This window comes from Pseudomonas sp. T8 (genome assembly GCF_024610635.1).
Taxonomy (GTDB): domain Bacteria; phylum Pseudomonadota; class Gammaproteobacteria; order Pseudomonadales; family Pseudomonadaceae; genus Aquipseudomonas; species Aquipseudomonas chlororaphis_I.
Window position 1 is genome coordinate 2,771,267 of record NZ_CP102374.1, and the last position, 18,287, is coordinate 2,789,553.

General features: G+C 64.8%; 18 protein-coding genes. 6 read left to right on the plus strand and 12 right to left on the minus strand.

Going from position 1 to position 18,287, the window contains the following annotated elements; genetic code table 11:
- Window positions 1-340 precede the first annotated feature (340 nt).
- From NRG23_RS12355 to NRG23_RS12395, 9 genes are all read right to left on the minus strand, one after another.
- Window positions 341-1,498 carry a phosphatidylserine/phosphatidylglycerophosphate/cardiolipin synthase family protein gene (locus NRG23_RS12355; RefSeq protein ID WP_028681787.1) on the minus strand — a complete coding sequence of 386 codons (1,158 nt, stop codon included), beginning with the start codon at window positions 1,496-1,498 and terminating at the stop codon, window positions 341-343.
- 1 nt (window position 1,499) lies between these two features.
- On the minus strand, window positions 1,500-2,090 hold the full coding sequence (locus tag NRG23_RS12360) for a YceI family protein (RefSeq protein ID WP_103331135.1): 591 nt from the start codon (window positions 2,088-2,090) through the stop codon (window positions 1,500-1,502).
- A 224-nt stretch (window positions 2,091-2,314) separates the two neighbouring features.
- Entirely contained in the window at window positions 2,315-3,085 is a 771-nt protein-coding gene (locus NRG23_RS12365) for an IclR family transcriptional regulator (protein ID WP_009047428.1), read from the minus strand.
- Between the two features lie 86 nt (window positions 3,086-3,171).
- Window positions 3,172-4,629, minus strand: coding sequence for an amidase (locus NRG23_RS12370; protein WP_257374670.1), 1,458 nt, complete (start codon window positions 4,627-4,629; stop codon window positions 3,172-3,174).
- Entirely contained in the window at window positions 4,629-5,939 is a 1,311-nt protein-coding gene (locus NRG23_RS12375; RefSeq protein WP_257374671.1) for a citrate-proton symporter, read from the minus strand. Before NRG23_RS12375 ends, NRG23_RS12370 begins: the two co-directional genes overlap by 1 nt.
- A 108-nt stretch (window positions 5,940-6,047) precedes the next feature.
- Entirely contained in the window at window positions 6,048-7,223 is a 1,176-nt protein-coding gene (locus NRG23_RS12380; RefSeq protein ID WP_041988798.1) for a M20 aminoacylase family protein, read from the minus strand.
- A gap of 213 nt (window positions 7,224-7,436) precedes the next feature.
- Window positions 7,437-7,766 (minus strand): hypothetical protein, encoded by a 330-nt coding sequence (locus NRG23_RS12385; protein WP_016702078.1) that lies wholly within the window; start codon window positions 7,764-7,766, stop codon window positions 7,437-7,439.
- Window positions 7,763-8,860 carry a serine hydrolase gene (locus tag NRG23_RS12390; RefSeq protein ID WP_028681789.1) on the minus strand — a complete coding sequence of 366 codons (1,098 nt, stop codon included), beginning with the start codon at window positions 8,858-8,860 and terminating at the stop codon, window positions 7,763-7,765. Before NRG23_RS12390 ends, NRG23_RS12385 begins: the two co-directional genes overlap by 4 nt.
- Before the next feature lie 169 nt (window positions 8,861-9,029).
- Window positions 9,030-9,920 carry an acyl-CoA dehydrogenase family protein gene (locus NRG23_RS12395; protein WP_009047422.1) on the minus strand — a complete coding sequence of 297 codons (891 nt, stop codon included), beginning with the start codon at window positions 9,918-9,920 and terminating at the stop codon, window positions 9,030-9,032.
- A gap of 140 nt (window positions 9,921-10,060) precedes the next feature.
- Here NRG23_RS12395 and olsB point away from each other — a divergent pair, with 140 nt between their 5' ends.
- Together olsB and NRG23_RS12405 are read left to right on the plus strand one after the other, a co-directional pair.
- A complete protein-coding gene (olsB, locus tag NRG23_RS12400) occupies window positions 10,061-10,816 on the plus strand; it encodes an L-ornithine N(alpha)-acyltransferase (protein WP_028681790.1) in 756 nt (251 codons plus the stop codon).
- Window positions 10,816-11,610 carry a lysophospholipid acyltransferase family protein gene (locus NRG23_RS12405; protein ID WP_009047420.1) on the plus strand — a complete coding sequence of 265 codons (795 nt, stop codon included), beginning with the start codon at window positions 10,816-10,818 and terminating at the stop codon, window positions 11,608-11,610. Before olsB ends, NRG23_RS12405 begins: the two co-directional genes overlap by 1 nt.
- Before the next feature lie 87 nt (window positions 11,611-11,697).
- Here NRG23_RS12405 and NRG23_RS12410 read toward each other — a convergent pair whose 3' ends face one another.
- Entirely contained in the window at window positions 11,698-12,279 is a 582-nt protein-coding gene (locus NRG23_RS12410) for an ACP phosphodiesterase (RefSeq protein WP_009047419.1), read from the minus strand.
- A 153-nt stretch (window positions 12,280-12,432) separates the two neighbouring features.
- Here NRG23_RS12410 and NRG23_RS12415 point away from each other — a divergent pair, with 153 nt between their 5' ends.
- The 3 genes from NRG23_RS12415 to NRG23_RS12425 are packed head-to-tail and all read left to right on the plus strand — an operon-like array spanning window position 12,433 to window position 15,005.
- On the plus strand, window positions 12,433-12,747 hold the full coding sequence (locus tag NRG23_RS12415) for a helix-turn-helix transcriptional regulator (protein ID WP_009047418.1): 315 nt from the start codon (window positions 12,433-12,435) through the stop codon (window positions 12,745-12,747).
- Between the two features lie 13 nt (window positions 12,748-12,760).
- Window positions 12,761-13,927, plus strand: a complete 1,167-nt coding sequence (locus tag NRG23_RS12420; RefSeq protein ID WP_028681792.1) for an MFS transporter — start codon at window positions 12,761-12,763, stop codon at window positions 13,925-13,927.
- Window positions 13,928-13,955: 28 nt separating this feature from the next.
- The gene (locus tag NRG23_RS12425) at window positions 13,956-15,005 is read left to right on the plus strand and encodes an alkene reductase (protein WP_009047416.1); all 1,050 of its coding nucleotides are present in this window, start codon (window positions 13,956-13,958) and stop codon (window positions 15,003-15,005) included.
- Between the two features lie 177 nt (window positions 15,006-15,182).
- Here the strand turns inward: NRG23_RS12425 and NRG23_RS12430 are convergent, their stop codons facing one another.
- Both NRG23_RS12430 and emhR read right to left on the minus strand, forming a co-directional pair.
- A complete protein-coding gene (locus NRG23_RS12430; RefSeq protein ID WP_053268388.1) occupies window positions 15,183-16,070 on the minus strand; it encodes a DMT family transporter in 888 nt (295 codons plus the stop codon).
- A gap of 162 nt (window positions 16,071-16,232) precedes the next feature.
- Complete coding sequence (gene emhR / locus NRG23_RS12435; RefSeq protein WP_009047414.1) at window positions 16,233-16,865, minus strand: efflux system transcriptional repressor EmhR; 633 nt, start codon at window positions 16,863-16,865, stop codon at window positions 16,233-16,235.
- 264 nt (window positions 16,866-17,129) lie between these two features.
- On the opposite strand from emhR, the gene emhA reads away from it, so the two are divergent.
- Entirely contained in the window at window positions 17,130-18,287 is a 1,158-nt protein-coding gene (gene emhA / locus NRG23_RS12440; RefSeq protein ID WP_009047413.1) for an efflux RND transporter periplasmic adaptor subunit EmhA, read from the plus strand.

An 18,287-nucleotide genomic window follows, 5' to 3' on the forward strand; every position in this document is an offset into this window, starting at 1 on the left:
GGCCTCGCTCCTATGTAGGAGCGAGGCTTGCCCGCGATAGCGATTTCCCTGACACACCGCGTTGCCCGCATCGCCAGCAAGCTTGGCTCCTACAGAAGCCAAAGCCGCGTCGCTTCTGTAGGAGCGGCCGGTCGACGCTCGATTGCCCGCGATAGCGATTCTCCTGACACACCGCGTTGCCCATATCGCCAGCAAGCTTGGCTCCTACAGAAGCACAAGCCGCGCCAGGTCGGTGTAGGAGCGAGGCTTGCCCGCGATAGCGATTTCCCTGACACGCCGCGTTGCCCGCATCGCCAGCAAGCTTGGCTCCTACAGAAGCACAAGCCAGGCCAGGGCGGGTTCAGTCGCGGCGATTGAGCAGGTTCACCACCAGCCGGTCCACCCAGCCCCAGATCCGCTGCTTGATCCGCCGCCACAGCGGGCGGTTCTTCCAGGCTTCGAGGCTGACTTCCTGGCTCTGGTCGAAGTCGGCGAGGAAGCTCGCAAGCACCGCATCGGTCAGTGGCATGTCGAGGGCTTCGAGGTTGGCCTCGAGGTTGAAACGCAGGTTCCAGTGATCGAAGTTGCACGAGCCGATGCTCACCCAATCGTCGATCAGCACCATCTTCAGGTGCAGGAAACGTGGCTGGTATTCGAAGATTTTCACCCCGGCCCGCAGCAGGCGCGGGTAATAACGATGCCCGGCATAACGCACCGACGGGTGATCGGTGCGCGGCCCGGTCAGCAGCAGGCGCACGTCCACCCCGCGTCCGGCCGCGCGGCGCAGGGAGCGGCGGACCTTCCAGGTCGGCAGGAAATACGGGGTCGCCAGCCAGATCCGCCGGTGCCCGCTGTTCAGCGCGCGCACCAGCGATTGCAGAATGTCCCGGTGTTGCCGGGCGTCGGCATAGGCCACCCGGCCCATGCCCTCGCCCTGGGCCGGCACGCGCGGCAGGCGTGGCAGACCGAAGTTCGACGCCGGCTTCCAGGCGGTGCGATAGCGGTTGGCGATCCACTGCCGGTCGAACAGCATCTGCCAGTCGAGCACCAGCGGGCCGCTGATTTCCACCATGACCTCATGCCAGTCGCAGCTGTCCTGCAGCGGGTTCCAGAATTCATCGGTCACGCCGGTGCCGCCGACCACCGCCAGCTCCTGATCCACCAGCAGCAACTTGCGGTGGTCGCGATACAGGTTGCGCACCCCGCGGCGCCAGCTCAGGCGATTGTAGAAACGCAACTCGACCCCGGCGCCGGTCAAGCGCTGGCGCAGGCCCATGGTGAAGGCCAGGCTGCCGTAGTCATCGAACAGGCAACGCACCCGCACCCCGCGCTCGGCGGCCTGGGTCAGGGCCTGGACCATGGCCTCGGCGCAGGCGCCCGCCTCCACCAGGTACAGCTCCAGTTCCACCTGCTCACGGGCCCGGGCAATCGCCACCAGCATCCGCGGGAAAAAACTCGGACCGTCGATCAGCAACTCGAAACGATTGCCTTCACGCCAGGGAAAGACCGCGCCCGCCATATCAGCGCGCCGTGAAGATCAGCACCGCACCCACCGGCACCGACAGGCTGATCGCCGACAGGCCGGCCGCCTTGCGCAGGGTTTCGAGCCCCGGCACCAGGTCGAAATCGGCAGCGTTGAGCACCAGCGGCTCCAGGGTCACCACCTGGAAGCGTCGATCGTCCAGGCGCGTGGCCAGCAGTTCGGCGGTGTATTCGTGCTGTTTACCGTGCAGGGTGACATTGACCGGCAGACGCAGTTCGATCTGCGCGCCGGGCGCCAGGTCGTTGATCGGCCGCAGGTTGATTTGCGCGTTGATCAGGGCATCCGGATGCCGGTCGATCTCGAACAGCTCCTTGCGCATGCGCTCGTCGCGCAGCGGAATCCCGCTGTTGATCGAGTCCAGCTCGACTTCCAACTGCGCCATGCCCTTGGCGTCGACCTTGCCGTGCAGGACCAGGAAACGATGGACTTCGGAAACATTGGCATTTTTGGTGGTGACGAAAGACAGGCGCGAGGACTCGTTGTCCAGGTACCAGTTGGCCTGGGCCGGCCAGGCCGCGCAGGCCAACAGCAAAGCGGCCAGGGCCTTGGGGAAAGAGGCGTTGAACATGGAAGACTCATGGGGTCGAGAAATCTGAGCCGAACCTTAACCGGCCCGCGTGCGCTTGCAAACAGCGACAGGGCCGTGAACGGCGAATACTCGGAGTGCATAAAGACGAAAAAGATCCCCGGTCCCCTGTAGCCGCTGCCGTAGGCCACGATGGCCTTGCAGCGGCCCCGAACAGGGCAGCCGGTGGTCCGGATACGCCGCAATGCCAGGCCGAGCGGCTGAGTCTAGATCAAGCTGCGCTCGACATCGTGGACAGTCGCCTCGAGGCTCGCCAGGTGCAAACTCAGCACCCGCTCCACCGGCGCCTGGTCCATCGGCCAGTGCAGGGCCATGCTGCCCACCAGCCGGCCCTGGTCACGAATCGGCAAGGCCACGGCGCGGATCAGGAACGGCAGCCGCACCGGGTACTCCCAATAACCCTCGGTGCGCTGGCCGAAACCCTGATGCTGGGATTGTTCGCAGGCGCGGTACTGGTCCTCCTGGGGCACCCGCTCGCGGACGGCCAGGCGCTGGACTTGCTCGTGATCCAGTTCGGCCAGGCAGGCCTTGCCCATCGCCGAATGGAACAGGCTCGAATAGTGGCCGACGATCTGGCAGTTATGCGGGTAACGCTTGCGCAGCACTGCCGGGATCGAACTTTCCATGACCTCCAGGCGTTCGCCGTCGAAACACGACAGGTCGACCACCAGCCCGGTGCGCTCGCTCAACGCCTGCAACCAGGGCGCGGCACGCTCCACCAACTGCCGCTTGAAGCGTTGCTGCTGGTCGCCGAACAGCCGCCTGGCGCACAGCCGATAGCGCCGGTCGCTCAGGCCGCGATAGATCCAGCCCTGCTCCTGCAACGTCAGGAGCATGCGCGACACCGTGGCCTTGGGCAGCGCCGTCAGGTAATGCAGTTCCTCCAGGCCCAGGGCCTGGTGCTGGCCCAGCAGTTCGACGATCGCCAAGGCCCGTTCGACCGAACGCACACTGCCGGTTTCTACCTTGCTGGCCATATGCCGACCTCCCTGATAAGCGGATGGATGAGCGTTTTACGCAGCAAGATGCGGGCCCGATAAACCCGCACACCCCGGTTCGAGGGTTACAACGGATGACCAGGCGGCCGGCGCCTGACCCACTGCGTCAGTTGTTCGTGGGCATGACCGAGCTGCAACACCGCCCGGTCGGCCTGGGCCGGGCCGATGATCTGCAGGCCCATGGGCAAGCCCGCCGGATTGAAGCCGACCGGCACGCTGAGGCTCGGCAGGCCGGCCAGGGTCGGGCCGATCACCACTTCCATCCAGCGATGGTAGGTGTCCATCTCCCGCCCTCCGACAAAGCGTGGCCACGGCACCCCTGCATCGAAAGGGAACACCTGGGCGCTGGGCAGCAGCAGGAAATCGTAACGTTCGAACAGGCGCTCCAGGGCCCGGTACCAATCGCTGCGAACCTGCGAGGCGCGGTAGACCTCCGCCGCGCTCAGGCCCAGGCCGCCCTCGACTTCCCACTGCGCCTCGGGCTTGAGCAGGTGACGCTTCTGCGGGTCGGCATACAGCGGCCCCAGGTTGCCCTGGACCAGCCAATGCCGGTGCACCAGCCAGCACTGCCACAGCGCCGCCATGGAAAACGCCGGCTGGCAGGCCTCGACCTCGCAACCCAGTTGGCGAAAGTCCCCCAGCGCCGCTTCGCACAGCGCCAGCACGCCGTCGTCCATGGCCAGGTAGCCGTCGAAGTCCCCCAGCCAGCCCAGGCGCGCGCCGCGAAAATCCCGTTGCAAGGGCTCGTTGAAGATCGCCGGGTCGTCCTTCAGCGACAAGGGCACCCGCGAGTCGTACCCGGCCTGGGTGCCCAGCAAGCGCGCGATATCGGCCACGCTGCGGCCCATCGGGCCCTCAGTGGCCAGTTGCTGGACGAACAGCTCCGGTGCCGGGCCATGAGGCACCCGGCCCTGGGACGGGCGCAGGCCAAAGACATTGTTGAAGGCCGCCGGGTTGCGCAACGAGCCCATCATGTCGCTGCCATCGGCCACCGGCAGCATGTGCAGCGCCAGGGCCACCGCCGCCCCGCCACTGCTGCCGCCGGCATTCAGCCTCGGGTCGTAGGCATTGCCGGTGGTGCCGAACACCTTGTTGTAGGTCTGCGAGCCCAGGCCGAACTCCGGCACGTTGCTCTTGCCGACGATGATCGCCCCGCTGGCCCGGACCCGCGCCACACAGATGGCGTCGTGGGCCGGTATCTGTTCGGCGAACAGCGGCGAGCCCAGGGTGGTGCGCAGCCCGGCGGTGGCCGCCAGGTCCTTGATCGCCTGGGGCATGCCGTGCATCCAGCCCATGGACTGGCCCCGGTCCAGCTGGCGGTCGCGCTCGTCGGCCTCGGCCAGCAACACCCGGCGCTCGCGCAGGGACACCAGGGCATTGACCCGCGGGTTGCAGCGCTCGATCCGGTCCAGGTAGGCCAACATCACTTCGCGACAGGAAAACCTGCGGGCGTGGATCGCCCGGGACAGTTCGACGGCGCCCAGCTCAACGATGGGCCCAAGGTCTTGTGCTGCGATATCCATCAAGGTTTCACCCCGAAATTCAGTGCGCTCGGTTTCTTCTCTTTGGGTGCCTCATGCAGGCAATAAGTGCCCAGCAGCGTCAACACGCAGGCAAACAATACATAAAACGCCGGGGCCACCGGGGTGCCCAGCACCTTGCTGAGCCAGGTCACGATCAGCGGGGCAAAGCCGCCGAAGACCATGACCGCCACGTTGTAGGCCACCGACACCCCGGTGGAACGCACCTGCACCGGGAACTGTTCGGCCAGCGCGGTCGGCGCCGGGCCGAAGAAGCCGCCGATGGCGCTGCACAGCAGCACCTGCATCACCAGCAGCCGCTCGATCGACGGCGCCGCGGCCACCCAGACGTACAGCGGATACACCATGACAAAAAACGCCAGGGTAAAGGCCAGCAACACCGGGCGCCGCCCCAGCCGGTCCGACAGGGCGCCGGACAGCGGAATCACTACGGTCATCAGCGCCACCGCGAACATCTGCACCAGCAACACCTGGTCCAGCGGCAAGCCGAGGTTCTTGTGGGCGAAGGTCGGCATGTTCACCAGCACCACGTAGAACGACACCGTCGCGCCACAGGCCAGGCCCATGGACACCAGGATGCTGCGCCGATGCTCACGTATGACCTGCATCAGGCCCCGGCCGTTGCCGCGCACCTGCTTGCGGGCCTCGACGAAGGCTTCCGGCTCTTCCATGTACTTGCGGATCCACAGGCCCACCGGACCGATCAGCAGGCCGATCACGAACGGCAGGCGCCAGCCCCACAGATCGAGGTCCTCGGGCGAAAACAGATGGGTGACCAGCGCCACCATCGCCGCCCCGGAGAACACCGCCAGGCATTGCCCGACCAGTTGCCAGGAGCCGTACAGGCCCTTGCGATGGGCCGGCGCGCTTTCCACCAGGAAAGCCGTGGCGCTGGCGTATTCGCCGCCGGTGGCGAAGCCCTGCAGCATCCGTGCGACGACGATCATCAGCGGCGCGCCCATGCCAATGGCCGCGTAGTTGGGGGCAAAGGCGATCAGGGCGATGGAGACCGTCATCAGGCGGATGATCAGCTGCATGGCGGCCTTGCGGCCTTTGCGGTCCGAATACATGCCCAGCAGGACGCCGCCCACCGGCCGCATGAAGAAGCCCACGCCGAAGGTGGCCAGGGCCATCAGCAGCGAGGCGTACTCGTCGTCGGAGGGGAAAAACTGCCGGGCGATGATGCTGGCCAGAAAGCCGTAGACGATGAAGTCGTACCACTCCAAGGCGTTGCCGATCACCGCGGCGACCACTTGCCGGGTACGCGAAACACTGGATCTCGAGGCGTGCATGAGCGCTGTCCTTCTATTCTTGTCGGGCCTCTCGGGTAACGAGTCGGGCCCTTATGGGAAGTGCCGGGCGCCACGGCGCCCGATTCAGCGGCAGAAGAAAGGGAAAACTCAGGCCGGCTCGAGCCAGCTCTCGGCCAGCGCGGCCCAATAGGCGGCGCCGGTCAGCAGGATGTCGTCGTTGAAGTCGTAGCCGGGGTTGTGGACCATCGGCCGGGACAGGCCGTTGCCGATGAACAGGTAGCTGCCGGGGCAGCGTTGCAGCATCCAGGCGAAGTCTTCGCTGCCCATCAGCTTGCGCGTGTTGCCGTCGACCGCCTGCTCGCCCAGCAGCGCCACCCCCACCTGACGGGCGAATTCGGTCTGCTCCGGGCTGTTGACCAGCACCGGATAGGCCGGGCGGTGTTCGATACTGGCCGAGCAGCCAAAGCTCTGAGCCTGGGTGTGGATGATCGCCTTGACCCGTTCGAGCATCTGCTCGCGCACTGGCGCGTTCAGCGCCCGCAGGCTCAGGCGCAGCAACGCCTGTTGCGGAATGACGTTGGCCGCCTCGCCGGCCTGCAGCGCACCGACCGTCACCACCGCCGCCTCCTGGGCATCGATGTTGCGCGCCACCACGGTTTGCAAGGCCATCACCACACTGGCCGCGGCCACCAGCGGATCGACCGTCAGGTGCGGCATCGAACCATGCCCGCCCACGCCTTCCAGGGTCACGGTGAGCAGGTCCTGGGAGGCCATCATCGGCCCTTCGCGAAAGCCCAGGTGACCGGCCGGCAGCCCCGGCATGTTGTGCATGCCGAACAGCGCATCGCAGGGAAAACGCTCCAGCAGGCCATCGGCGAGCATCGCTTCGGCACCGCCCTGGCCTTCTTCGGCCGGCTGAAAAATCAGGGTCAGGGTGCCGTCGAACTGGCGCGTGGCCGCCAGGTAGCGCGCCGCGCCGAGGAGCATGGCGGTGTGGCCGTCGTGCCCGCAGGCATGCATGCACCCGCTGTGGCAGCTACTGTAGGCCACGCCGCTGTTCTCGATGATCGGCAAGGCGTCCATATCGGCGCGCAGGCCCAGCCGGCGCGGGCTGCTGCCATTGCGCAGCACACCGACCACACCGGTCTTGCCGATACCGCTATGCACTTGGTAGCCCCATTCCTCCAGGGAACGGGCAACCAGCGCCGCGGTGCGGTTCTCCTCGAAGCCGAGTTCGGGGTGGGCGTGGATATCCTGGCGCACGGCGCGCAGGTCGCTGGCGACGTCGTCGAGCCAGGCAAAGATATGCGGGAAACGGGTCATGACGTATCTCCTTGGCCGGGTGTAATCCCGTTCTTTTTTTCGGAGCGTCTCACGGTGCAGCAAGGCGTGATCGCGGCGTGCCCTCAGATAACCGCGAGCCGTCGCCTGCGACAATCAAATGTGGTTCCACAGGGTGGAACCTTGTGCGGGGAGCCAATCAGCACAGGGGCTGGCAGCCCCGGGAAAGGATTACCGATCGTTGCGTGGCGCCGTTCAGGGCTCCAGTCGACAGCCCTGGCGCTCGCTCAGCCAGACAGCGCTGTGGCTGCGTCCCAGGCCGCTGGCGCTCACCCGCTTGTGCTCGGCATCGTCATGCAGACTTTTGAGCGGCAGGTACTGCTGCACATAACCTTCGCAATACTCGGCAGCGTTATGCATCACGTAGCGGCAGGAGCAGTACTCCTTGGCGCTGTAGGCACTGAGGATGTCCGGGAAGGCCCGCAGCGCGACCCGCTCGTGCCAGCCCCAGCCGAGCAAGGCCAGCAGCGCCAGCAACAGCAGGCTGGCGAAGGGATGGCGCACAACCCACGGACGCCGGCTCATGGCTGTACCTGCCGGGCGAAAGCCGCCTGGGCCAGTTTGAGCAGCTCGTTGTGGCTATAGCTGCCGTCGCGGTCGTCGGCATAACGCACAATCACCAACCCGGCGCTGGGGATCACGTACAACGCCTGCCCCCAATGGCCCAGCGCCGCGAAGGTATCGGCCGGCGCGTCTGGCCAGGGCGATGGGGCACCACCGACGGCGCGATTGAGCCACCAGTGGCCACCGGGCACCAGCTCGTCCTGGTTCGCCTGATAACCGGCGAACGGCGTGCGACTGAATTCGACCCAGTCCCTGGGCAACAACTGGCGCTCGCCCCAACGTCCGTCGCGCAGCATCAACAGGCCAACCCGCGCCAGATCGCGGGCAGTGAGGTAGGCATAGGAGGAACCGACAAAGGTGCCGGTGGCGTCGCTTTCCCACACGGCGTGGGTAATGCCCAGGGGCTCGAACAGCGCCTGCCAGGGATAGCCGGCATAACGCTGGGCTCCCAGCATGCCTTTCAGGGCCGCCGACAGCAGGTTGCTGTCGCCGCTGGAGTAACGAAACACCTGCCCCGGCGGGCTGAAGGCCGGGTGCTCGGCGGTAAAGGTCGCCATATCGCCGTGGCCGCGGGTGTAGAGCATGGCCACCACCGAGGACTTGAGTGGCGCGTACTCGTAATCCTCCTGCCAATCCAGGCCCGAGGCCCAGTGCAGCAGGTCGGCCAGGCTGATGTCCGGATGCTGGCGCAACGCCGGAAGGAAGCGGACGGCCTTGTCCTGCAACTGGAAACGCCCTTCGCCATAGGCCACGCCCAGCACCGCGGCCAACAGGCTTTTGCTGATGGACCAGGTCAGGTGCGGGGTGTCGGCACTGGTCGGGCCGGCGTAACGCTCATAGATCAACTGGCCATCGCGGATCACCAGCAAGGCATCGCTGCGGATGCCCAGGCGGGTCGCCTCGTTGCGGGGTGCGAAGGCGTAGGCCTCCAGCGCCTCGAGGGCCGGGCCGCTGGCTGCGGGGCCCGTGCTCCATTGCGCGCCGGGCCAGTTTTCGGCCCAGGCCGGTGGGAGCATGAATAGCAGCGCGAGCAGCAGGGTCGAGCCTTTGAGCATGGCGGGAACTCGGGCAAGGGAACCCGCTGAGGGTAGACCAGGGAGATGACAGTTTTTTGCCACCCGCGGCCCTTCGGGCCTATCGCGAGCAAGCTCGCTCCTACATGAGCAGCGTCGCTTTTCTGTAGGAGCGAGCTTGCTCGCGATGGGCCGCGCAGCGGCCCCTCCTTTATAAGGCCAGCGCCTTGGCCAGGCGTTTGCTCCGCGCCCCCGCCGCCAGGTCCAGCACTGCCCGATCGCGCTTCCACAATTCGGCCCACTCCGGCGGGCCATCGGCAAAGGCTTGCTCAAGGGCCGGCTTGAGCCCGTCGAACTGGGCGAACAGGCCACCCAGCAACACATGCCCACTGCCCAGCGACGGGTTCTGCCGGCTGACTTCCGCGCAACCGGCGAGCAAGGCCAGCAATTGCAGGAGCAGGGTCTGCGGCCAGTCGTTGTCCTGGCCGACGCCATACAGCCAGGCCGTCATGGCGCTGAGCACATAAATGTCTTCCAGGGTGCGGAAGGGTTTGACGTAGGCATCCCAGCCGTCGCCCGCCAGCAGTTCGCACAGGGCGTTATCCAACTGCAGGCGGCCGTGGCTGATGTCCGGCATCAGCGGGATCGCCGGCAGCTTGTCGACCTTGACCCCAGGCTCGCCAGCGTAGACCACAGCCAGGCTCAGGCGCGGCGATTCACCTTGGGCCTCGCAGCGGGCGGCGATCAGCAGCCAGTCGGCGGCATCGCCCGCGGTGACGAAGTCCTTGCGCCCGCTCAGGTGCAGGTCCCGCAGCCGAGTCTGCATGTCAGCCGGGCGCAGGCTGCGCTGCTCGGTGGCACACAGCGCGCCCAGGCTCAGCGGCGCGCTGGGCCAGAGCATGCGCAAGGCCGCCTGGTAGCCCACCAGGAAGGCCAGCCCCGGAGTGGCCATCAGCCGTCCGCCGCGCACCGCCAGCTCGAAGGGCGTCACCGGTCCCGACGCCTGTAACAACAGCTCCTGTAACAACGCGGCATAACCTTCGGCCAGGTCCGGGTGGGCGGGCAGTCGGCGACGGCTGTGCAGCAGGGCTTGCCAGGGCATAAGCGGGTCCTCAGGGGCTGTCATATAAGCATCACCAAAGCTTCATGGCGATGACACCGGGGCTACATAGCCTGACTTTGCACAACAAAGTCGATCGGCTGCAACCCAAGGCGGGTCAGTGGCCCGCACGGAGATTCACAATGACTCAGATCGCCCGCATCAGCGACACCGGCAATGAACGCCGCCTGCAAGCCGAGCGCCTGGTTGGCGCCGCGGCCCTGCAAGAAGCCCAGGCCCTGCGCTTCAACGTCTTCAGCGGCGAGTTCAACGCCAAACTGAAAGGCGCTGAGCTGGGTCTGGACATGGATGACTATGATGTCCACTGCAGCCACATCGGCGTGCGTGACTTGAGCAGCGGCCGCCTGGTCGCCACCACCCGCCTGCTCGACCACCAGGCCGCCAGCAGCCTGGGGCGTTTCTACAGCGAAGAAGAATTCAGCCTGCACGGCCTGGTCCAGCTCAAGGGCCCGATCCTGGAGATCGGCCGCACCTGCGTCGACCCGGCCTACCGCAACGGCGGCACCATCGCCGTGCTCTGGGGCGAGCTGGCCGAAGTGCTCAACCAGGGCGGCTACAGCTACCTGATGGGTTGCGCCAGCATCCCGATGCAGGACGGCGGCGTGCAGGCCCACGCGATCATGCAGCGCCTGCGCGAACGCTACCTGTGCACCGAACACCTGCGCGCCGAACCGAAGAACCCGCTACCGAACCTCGACATCCCGTCCAACGTCATCGCCGAGATGCCGCCGCTGCTCAAGGCCTACATGCGCCTGGGCGCGAAGATCTGCGGCGAGCCGTGCTGGGACCAGGACTTCCAGGTGGCCGACGTGTTCATCCTGCTCAAGCGCGACGAGCTGTGCCCGCGCTACGCCCGCCACTTCAAGGCGGCCGTGTGATGCGCCGGCTACGGGTCTACGGGCGCATCGCCCGCGTGCTGCTGGTGGTGGCGCTGGGCCTGAGCATGGCCTGCGTGTTCGGCGTGTTCGAGCGCCTGGGCATCGCCAATTCCATGGTCCGCCGCCAGCGCTGGTCGCGCTTTTTCATGGCGCGCCTGAGCAATGCCTTGCCCTTCGGCGTGACGGTGCACGGCGAGTTGCCCAAGCAGCCGATGCTCTGGGTCAGCAATCACGTGTCCTGGACCGACATCCCGTTGCTCGGCGCGCTGACGCCGCTGTCGTTCCTGTCCAAGGCCGAAGTGCGCACCTGGCCGGTCGCCGGCTGGCTGGCCGCCAAGGCTGGCAGCCTGTTTATCCGCCGTGGGTCGGGTGACAGCCAGTTGATCCGCAAGCAGATGACCCGCCATTTGCAGCAGACCCACCCGCTGCTGATGTTCCCCGAAGGCACCACCACCGACGGCCGCAGCCTGCGCACCTTCCACGGGCGCCTGCTGGCCAGTGCCATCGAGGCCGATGTGGCCTTGCAGCCGGTGGCCATTCGTTACCTGCGCGATGGCGATATCGATCCGCTGGCGCCCTTCGTTGGCGATGATGATTTGCTGTCGCACCTGATGCGCCTGTTCGCCAACGATCAGGGTCGGGTGGAAATCCATCTGCTCAAGCCGATTGCCTGCCAGGGCCAGGAGCGCGCCGCATTGGCGTTCCAGGCGCAACAGGCGGTGCAGAAGGTCCTGTTTGGCGATATCGCCCAGCCAGCCGAACCACGGCGTGCCGGCGAACTGATTGCTGCCTGAACCCAGTACCTGTAGGAGCGAGCTTGCTCGCGAAAAAACCTGAGCCTTGAACCGTATTCAAGGGCCTCATCGCGAGCAAGCTCGCTCCTACACGGGATGGATGTGTTGCGCGGCGAATGCCTGCAACTGCGGGTAGAACGCCCGGAAATCCTCGCTCAACGGCTGATACAGCCGCTCCAGCTCGCCCATCGCCGCCGCCAGCTCTTCCGGACGTGACAGGCGCCGGGCAATCCCGCGCAACACCTGCTCCAGCACCTCGAACTCGCGGTAGGAACCCAGCCAGTCATGGGCGGCCATGTGCGGCGCGATCTGCGCCAGGCGCCCGGGCAACCGGGGTTCGGCCGCCAGCACCCGGTACACGTCCGAAGTGAACAGTTCCAACGGCCGGTCGGCATAGATCGCCCAGTCCCGCGCCAGGCAGTGGTCGAAAAACACGTCCAGCACAATGCCGGCGTAACGCCGGCGGGTCAGGGAAAAACGCGACAGCGATTCGCCCACCAGCGGATGGCGGTCGGTAAAGATGTCGATGCTGCGATGCAGCTGGATGGCCGCCTCGATCTCCGGGTCGAACTGGCCCTGCAGGCGCCCTTTGACGAAGTCGCCATACAAACTGCCGAGTAATTGACCGGGGCGCTGGCCGCCGAGGTGCAGATGTGCGAGATAATTCATTCGCGCAGCTTAGCACTGCGCCTCACATATCGTTATAACCCGATATACCGATTAACGCTGATCTCAGATCAAAATCATATTGGTATATCGCGAAATAGCGATTTAAAGTTCGCCTCATCGCGATATAACGTTTTACGGAAAACGAGCACCGCCATGTCCATCGACCTCGACGAAATAATAAAAGCCCTGGCGCACCCAGTACGACGAGACATCCTTATCTGGCTCAAGGACCCGAAGGTCCAGTTCCCCGATCAGACCCACAACCACGAGTACGGCATCTGTGCCGGACAGATCGACCAACGCTGCGGCCTGTCGCAGTCGACCGTCTCCGCGCACCTGGCGACCTTGCAGCGGGCGGGCCTGATCAGCAGCCAGAAAGCCGGCCAATGGCACTTTTTCAAACGCAACGAGGATGTGATCCAAGCCTTCCTCGAAGCGCTCACCCAAGAACTCAGCAGCAGACGCTGACAAGGACCCGACAATGCCCCTCTCGCTCCTCATCCTGGCCTTGAGCGCCTTCGCCATCGGCACCACCGAGTTCGTCATCATGGGCCTGCTGCCCGATGTGGCGAACGACCTGGGTGTGTCGATCCCCGGCGCCGGCTGGCTGGTGACCGGCTACGCCCTGGGCGTGGCCATCGGCGCGCCCTTCATGGCCCTGGCCACCGCCAGGCTGCCGCGCAAGGCCGCCCTGGTAGCGTTGATGGGGATTTTCATCGTCGGCAACCTGCTGTGTGCGCTGGCCAGTGACTACAACGTGCTGATGTTCGCCCGTGTGGTCACCGCCCTGTGCCATGGCGCCTTCTTTGGTATCGGTTCGGTGGTCGCGGCAGGCCTGGTGCCCGCCAACAAGCGTGCCTCCGCCGTGGCCCTGATGTTCACCGGCCTGACCCTGGCCAACGTGCTCGGCGTACCGCTGGGCACTGCCCTGGGCCAGCAGGCCGGCTGGCGTTCGACCTTCTGGGCGGTGACCGTGATCGGCGTGATTGCCCTGATCGGCCTGATCCGCTTCCTGCCGGCCAAGCGCGACGAAGAGAAGCTCGACATGCGTTCGGAACTGGTCGCCCTCAAGGGCGCCGGGATCTGGCTGTCGCTGAGCATGACCGCGCTGTTCTCCGCCTCGGTGTTCACCCTGTTCACTTATGTCGCCCCGCTGCTGGGCGAGGTGACCGGCGTCTCGCCCCAGGGCGTGACCTGGACCCTGGTGCTGATCGGCCTGGGCCTGACCCTGGGCAACATCGTCGGCGGCAAGATGGCCGACAAAAGCCTGTCGGGCACCCTGGTCGGCGTGCTGATCGCCATGGCCGTGACCAGCTCCGTGCTGACCTGGACCAGCGTCGCGCTGATCCCCACCGAAGTCACCCTGTTCCTCTGGGCCACCGCCTGCTTCGCCGCGGTGCCAGCCCTGCAGGTCAACGTAGTGACCTTCGGCAAGGCCGCGCCGAACCTGGTGTCCACGCTGAACATCGGCGCCTTCAACATCGGTAACGCCCTGGGCGCCTGGGTCGGCGGCAGCGTCATCGCCCACGGCTACGGCCTGGTCAACGTGCCGCTGGCGGCCGCCGCGCTGGCGATCCTGGCCCTGCTGGTGACGCTGATTACCTTTCGCCAGGGCGGCAACGCCGATCTGGCTCCTGCGACCAACTGATACGTTCATCTAAAGAAGGGTGTATTCCATGACGACTATTTTCGATCCGATCAAACTCGGCGACCTCGAGCTGGCCAACCGCATCATCATGGCGCCGCTGACCCGCTGCCGCGCCGACGAAGGTCGCGTGCCGAACGCGCTGATGGCCGAGTACTACGTACAACGCGCCTCCGCCGGCCTGATCCTCAGCGAGGCCACTTCGGTGACCCCGATGGGCGTCGGCTACCCGGACACCCCGGGCATCTGGTCCAACGACCAGGTGCGCGGCTGGAGCAACGTGACCAAGGCCGTTCACGGCGCGGGCGGCAAGATCTTCCTGCAGCTGTGGCACGTGGGCCGGGTTTCCCACCCAAGCTACCTGAACGGCGAAGCGCCGGTCGCGCCAAGCGCCATCCAGCCCAAGGGCCACGTCAGCCTGGTGCGCCCGCTGGCCGACTACCCGACCCCGCGCGCCCTGGAAACCGCTGAAATCGCCGATATCGTCGACGCCTACCGGGTCGGCGCCGAGAACGCCAAGGCCGCTGGTTTTGACGGTGTGGAAATCCACGGCGCCAACGGCTACCTGCTGGATCAGTTCCTGCAAAGCTCCACCAACCAGCGCACCGACCAGTACGGCGGCTCCCTGGAAAACCGTGCCCGCCTGCTGCTGGAAGTGACCGACGCCGCCATCGAAGTCTGGGGCGCCGGCCGTGTCGGCGTACACCTGGCGCCACGGGCCGACTCCCATGACATGGGCGACGACAACCTGGCCGAAACCTTCACCTATGTCGCTCGCGAACTGGGCAAACGCGGTATCGCCTTTATCTGCTCCCGCGAGAAAGAAGGCGCCGACAGCCTCGGCCCACAACTGAAAGAAGCCTTCGGCGGCCCGTATATCGCCAACGAGCGCTTCACCAAGGACAGCGCCAACACCTGGCTGGCCAGCGGCAAGGCCGACGCCGTGGCCTTCGGTGTGCCCTTCATCGCCAACCCGGACCTGCCGGCCCGCCTGAAGGCCGATGCACCGCTGAACGATGCGCGTCCTGAACTGTTCTACGGCAAGGGTCCGGTCGGCTATATCGACTACCCGACGCTGTAAGACGCTTCAATTAAAAAGCCCCGGACTCGCGAGAGCCGGGGCTTTTTGCTGCCCCTCCTTTTGTAGGAGCGAAGCTTGCTCGCGATGAACCCTCGAGCAACGGGTAGTTTCAGGCATACCGCATTATCGTTGACCGACATCGCGAGCAAGCTTCGCTCCTACAAAAACGGGGCGCGATTAGCTGCGCTTGCGCTGGCCCCAGGCCACGGCCAGGCCGCTGAGGCAGATCACCGCGATCCCGACTATGCCGAAGCTGTCCGGGGTGTGATCGAAGATCAGGTAGCCGTACATGCCCGCGAACAGGATCTGCCCGTAGCTGAATGGCGCCAGCATCGCCGGCGCGGCATGGCGGAAGGCCTGGGTCAGCAACAGGTGGCCAAGCATGCCGCAGGTGCCGAGGCCGATCATGAACAAGGCGTGCCACAGGGTCGGTGTACTCCAGAAGAACGGCAGCGCCGCGCTCATGATCAGGCTGTTGAGAATTCCGGTGAGGAAGTTGCTGGTGGTGGGGCTGTCGACGCCGCTGAGCTTGCGGGTGAGCAACTGATAGAAGCCGAAACACAAGGCCGAGCACAGCGGCAGCAGGATCGCCGGGGTGAACAAGGCGCCGCCCGGACGAATCACGATCAAGACCCCGACGAAACCGGCCAGCACCGCCAGCCATTGGCCGCGGGTCACCCGCTCGCCCAGCAGCGGCACGGACAAGGCGGTGACCAGCAAAGGCGCGAGGAAGTTGACCGCGGTGGCCTCGGCCAGGGGGATATAACGCAGGCCGGTGGTGAAAAACAGGCTGGTGCCGATCAGGCACAAGGCGCGCAACAGTTGCAGGCCTGGCCGCTTGGTACGCACCACGGCGGAGAAACCGCTGCGCGGCACGAACACCACCAGCATCAACAGCGTGTGCACCACATACCGGGCCCAGACCACCATGACGATGGGGTAGAACCCGGACAGGTATTTGGAGAGGGTGTCATGACTGGCGAACAGCAAAACCGCCAGGCAAATCAGTGCGATACCTTTTACCGGTTGCTCGGCACCCTTGTAAGCCGCGGTACTTACACTCATTCACATACCCGCAACAATTTCCCTACAAAATACGTAGCTCGCTATCTATCAAGATAAAGTCGCCACGTATATAAAGGCATCCCGGTGAGTCGTGACGAATGAAACATCAAGCTTTATAACGCGCAAACGTTGACATCTGCCGACGTAATTCCGCATTTTGTCTCAATTACGCAGGCTGGGACTCAGGCGCAGCATGTCCAATCCGGTATCGATCCAGCGCTCCGCTTCCTTATGGAGTTCGAAACTGTCCGGCGCCAACAGCCACTGATAAAGAATGCCATCAATATAGGCGTGGATGCTGATGGCCGCCCGGGCAGTATCGAGGTTCTCGGGCAGTTGTCCTCGCTTCACGGCATTGCGCAATCCCAGCTCGATATGCACGTTGCAATCCAGGCTGGCCGCGCGACGCTGGCGCCGCATGTCGCACATTTCATCGGTGATTTCGCACTTGTGAAACAAAATCTCATTAATGCGTCGGGTTTTCGGGTCCAGGGCAATTTGATGAAACAAATGAATCAGCAGCTTGCGCATGCACCCCAGCGGATCGACTTCTTCTTCGTCTTCACTGGCCCTGGCCATTTCATTCAGCGGCTCGCGCAAGGTATCGAGCATGGCCTGCACCAGATCCGCCTTGTTGCTGAAATGCCAGTAAATGGCTCCACGCGTGACACCGGCCAACGCCGCGATATCGGCCAGGGTGGTACGCGCCACACCGCGCTCGTAGAAAGCTTTTTCGGCCGCCTCGAGTATCTGTTTGCGGGTTTCTTGAGCTTCCTCTTTGGTACGACGGACCATGGCAGTAAACCTCGATCAGGATGTTTCAGCGATGCATGAAGCTCATCTGAATAAATATGGAACGGCATCTCGGGTGCCGTTTGCCCAGCCTACAATTCAACGTTTGCAACGGCTTTTGTAACCGAATGGGTACGCCGCCAAGGTATTTACAAACAACCATGAACGTAAGTATATTCCTTAGCAAGCTACTTATCCACTCAGCACCCGTTTTTTACCCTTCCACTTTTCGAGTGCGCATTTTGCGCGCCTGACCCGAGGATCTTCATGCAACTCAAGCCAGCTGTTACCGCTCTGGTCACTGCCGTCGCCCTGGCATCGCTGCTCAGCGGATGTAAAAAGGAAGAGGCGGCTCCCGCCCCACAAGCCCCTCAGGTCGGCGTAGTCACCCTGCAACCTCAAGCCTTTACCCTGACGTCCGAGCTTCCAGGGCGCACCACCGCGTTCCGGATCGCCGAGGTCCGTCCTCAGGTCAACGGCATCATTCTCAAGCGCCTGTTCAAGGAAGGCGGCGACGTCAAGGAAGGTCAGCAGCTCTATCAGATCGATCCGTCGGTCTATGAGTCGACCCTCAAGAGCGCCCAGGCCAACCTGCAATCGACCAAGTCGATCTCCGATCGCTACAAGCAGCTGGTCGACGAACAGGCCGTAAGCCGCCAGGAATACGACACCGCCGTCGCCAACCGCCTGCAATCGGAAGCCGCGCTGCAGAGCGCCCAGATCGACCTGCGCTACACCAAGGTGCTGTCGCCGATCTCCGGGCGTATCGGCCGTTCTTCGGTCACCGAAGGCGCATTGGTCAGCAACGGTCAATCCGCCGCCATGGCAACCATCCAGCAACTCGATCCGATCTACGTCGACGTCACCCAGTCGTCGGTGGAACTGCTCGAGCTGCGCCGCGAGCTGGAAAGCGGTCGCCTGCAGAAGGCCGGCGACAATGCCGCCAAGGTCAAGCTGACCCTGGAAGACGGCAGCCAGTACAAGCTCGACGGCAAGCTGGAGTTCTCCGAAGTGTCGGTCGACGAAACCACCGGTTCCGTGACCCTGCGCGCGGTGTTCCCGAACCCGGAACACACCCTGCTGCCAGGCATGTTCGTGCACGCGCAACTGCAGGCCGGCGTGAATGCCGCGGCGATCCTCGCTCCGCAACAAGGCGTGACCCGCGACCTCAAGGGCACACCGACCGCCCTGGTGGTTGGTCCGGACAACAAGGTTGAACTGCGTCAGCTCAAGGCCAGCCGCACCGTCGGCAACCAGTGGCTGATCGAGGACGGCCTGAAGGCCGGTGATCGCCTGATCACCGAAGGGCTGCAATTCGTCCGACCTGGCGTCGAAGTCAAAGCCAGCGAAGCGACCAACGTTCCAGCAAAAAACCCGGCCACTGCACAGGCAACTGACAAAGCTGCAGGCGGCAAAGGGGAGTAA